General features: G+C 45.1%; 2 protein-coding genes, 1 tRNA gene and 1 pseudogene. 2 read left to right on the top strand and 2 right to left on the bottom strand.

The window, feature by feature from the left end:
* Positions 1–768: pseudogene (locus QVO39_RS07285) on the top strand (hypothetical protein); the annotation flags it as partial.
* A gap of 3 nt (positions 769–771) precedes the next feature.
* Here the strand turns inward: QVO39_RS07285 and QVO39_RS07280 are convergent.
* A tRNA-OTHER gene (locus QVO39_RS07280) sits at positions 772–855 on the bottom strand.
* Between the two features lie 41 nt (positions 856–896).
* Here QVO39_RS07280 and QVO39_RS07275 point away from each other — a divergent pair.
* Positions 897–1391, top strand: a complete 495-nt coding sequence (locus tag QVO39_RS07275; RefSeq protein ID WP_021903623.1) for a phage virion morphogenesis family protein — start codon at positions 897–899, stop codon at positions 1389–1391.
* A 298-nt stretch (positions 1392–1689) separates the two neighbouring features.
* Here the strand turns inward: QVO39_RS07275 and QVO39_RS07270 are convergent, their stop codons facing one another.
* Positions 1690–2529, bottom strand: a complete 840-nt coding sequence (locus QVO39_RS07270; protein WP_021903622.1) for a uroporphyrinogen-III synthase — start codon at positions 2527–2529, stop codon at positions 1690–1692.
* Between the last annotated feature and the right edge of the window lie 101 nt (positions 2530–2630).

The raw sequence follows: 2630 nt of genomic DNA, 5'->3' as shown, positions 1-2630 counted from the left end.
AAAGGCGAGAAGTCAATCGACTTCTCGCCTTTTTCATTTACGGCATATACCACTCCGCTTGATTGGAATTGCAAGTGCCGTGTCCGCCCTACCGACAAAGCCCCTACCGCTCTGCCTGATGGCTCACTCAAGGATGAGCCTAAGGATGGGCTGGCGAATAACCCTGGTAAGAGTGGCAGTCTCTTTGACCTCCACAAGCACCCCTACACTAAGGGGCAAGGACTACCCACCTGCCCCGAATGTCGTAGGCAAGGCTTGTTGAAGGGAGCTAAGCTGGCAGACGACACTAGCAAGCTATGCCCTATGCACCAGCTGGCGAGGAAAGTCAGTAGAGATAAAGAGAAAAAAGTAACCTATAAGGAGCTTTGCAAACGGCTATTGGTAACTCGTAGAGCTGAAAACTTTGAGACGTATTTGAATATCAATCAACCTCTCAAGATTGAAGGGAAAACTTATAGTGAAGTAAGAACCGTAGACAAGCAACTACTGCACGCCACTAGAGACACCAAAGTAGCTTTGGGCAAAACGTTACCACTAGAGGAACTACTACAGAGATATAAACAAGACCTCCTCTCTTTTGATGAATGGCGAATAGATAAAACCAACTCCTCAATTGTGACTGGAGTCAAATATAGAGATGGTGCAAAAGCCCTAAAATACGTGTTTAGACTACAAAGGGATAGAGAGAGCAAGGAATACTTCCTTGATTTTATCACGATCGGAGTTGTGTTAGAAAAGGAAGTGTTGCAGTACAAGAAAATAAAATGAGACTTAAGCAGGAGGGACTCGAACCCGTCGATATAGGCGGGGAATTAATCCCCTAACCTATCGCTACCAACTGCGATCATCTGCTTAGGTCTCACTGCAAAGATAACTAACAAATAAGATATAACCAAATGGATATCACTCAATTTGCCAAAATGTTTCCTCAAAAGATGGCGGAGGTAAGGAAGTACGTGGAGGGAGAGGGCGTCAAGATAGATATGGGGCGTACAGCTCTCAATCACTTTGATGAGAACTTTGAGAAGGGAGGCTTTGTGGATAGTGTCCTCAACCCTTGGAAAGAGGTGGAGCGTCGCAAACCTGATTCGCCATGGTTTGGTCACTCGGGGCAGACGGGAAAGCGAAGCCCAGAGCGTATGAATGCACCCATCCTGCACGGAGAGACTCGTGAGCTACGCCGTACCACTCGTATGGAGATACTATCCAATGGTGTCCACATCATCAATAGCACCCCCTATGCAGCAGTGCATCAATTTGGCGGTAAGGCTAAGATCTACGGCAAGAAGCCTTTCACCATGCCCAAACGTCCTTTTATCGGTCGTTCCAAGGCACTGACTCAAAAGATACAGACCAAGATTTTACAACGACTTAAGGAGCTAGTAAAGTGATAAAATATTTGGTACACAAAACATTTCTGTTTGGTACCTAAAGTATTTCTATTTGATACCTAAAACATTTCTGTTTGGTACACAAAGTTTTTCACCCCCTTATTTCATATACAAAACAACTAATGAGCAACCGAAAATGAAAGCTATCTATGAGAATGTTGCACGAAGTACCATTCTCTATCTAAAAAAGCCAACAACTGGTTAGACTTTCTTAATACCAGCGAGTCAAGTCTTTTTCAATAACAAGTAGCTTCAGATGTATAGTCTGACAACGATTAAGGGCAATACGAGCAAGAGATTACTTAGCAGCAACGATGAGAGACAAGGCACGCAATACCGTTGCGACTAAATCCTCCTCATGAGGTGTGGGTGACTCACAGATCACATCAAACCCATTTTCCTTGAGCACTTTAGAGGTGACAGGACCTATGCTTGCTGCAGCAGGTAGCAACTCTGAGGACTCCTTCCAAGCACGTACCCCGCTTGGACTGTAGAATAGGACCAATCGGGGAGCCTCAGTTAACTGAGAGAGCTCCTCTCTAAGCTGGGGGTGAGGAATCACACGATAGCTCTCCACGCGTGTAAAGATGGCTCCTAAGGATTCAAGACGCTTCTGAATTCCTCGACCTGCGATGTCACAGGTGGGCTGGATAAAGTGAAAGTCAGTGATGGGTCTATCTAAGCTTCCAAAATAGTTGGCTAGCTCCTCAGCCATCCCCTTGGTGGTCTCTATACTACTTACTAGGTGGCACTCGGCACCATGGCTCTCTATTATTCTCTGAGTTCCTTTACCTAGAGCTACTACGAAGGCATCCTTTGGCAGGGTCTCCTTAACAAAGAAATACTCGACTCCCCGAGGTGAGGTAAATAGGAATACGGGCTTTTTCCCTACCTCAACGGTAGGAATCACAAAGTCCTCGGCTTCGGTTTCAATCACTGGTAAGGCTTGAAAGTCCACCACATCTGTCGCAGCTCGCAGATGCTCTAAAAGCGTTTCACAACGCTCCGCCTCACGCCCTAAGATGACCAAAGGTTTTTGCCCATTCTTTTGGTTGGTTTCTTGTGCAAATAGGGTAAATGATGATGATGCCAATACAATGGCCAATAGTATGGATAAGGGAAAAGTAGATTGTCTCATGTTTCTTATATCTAAATAATAAATATCTGTCAGGCTGTATGCCCTCAAATTGCGAATAATAATTTCTCCAGGATACTGTCCCAAAAAAGTGTGTAAGCCCC

It is taken from the genome of Porphyromonas sp. CAG:1061, assembly GCF_000435035.1.
GTDB classification, from domain to species: domain Bacteria; phylum Bacteroidota; class Bacteroidia; order Bacteroidales; family Porphyromonadaceae; genus Porphyromonas_A; species Porphyromonas_A somerae.
The sequence above is the reverse complement of the archived record's forward strand: the minus strand, read 5'-3'. Positions and strand labels throughout refer to the sequence as shown.

Excerpts from the sequence above, each read along its gene's own strand:
- QVO39_RS07270 (WP_021903622.1), bottom strand. The coding sequence starts at position 2,529 with ATGAGACAATCTACTTTTCCCTTATCCATACTATTGGCCATTGTATTG.
- QVO39_RS07275 (WP_021903623.1), top strand. The coding sequence starts at position 897 with ATGGATATCACTCAATTTGCCAAAATGTTTCCTCAAAAGATGGCGGAG.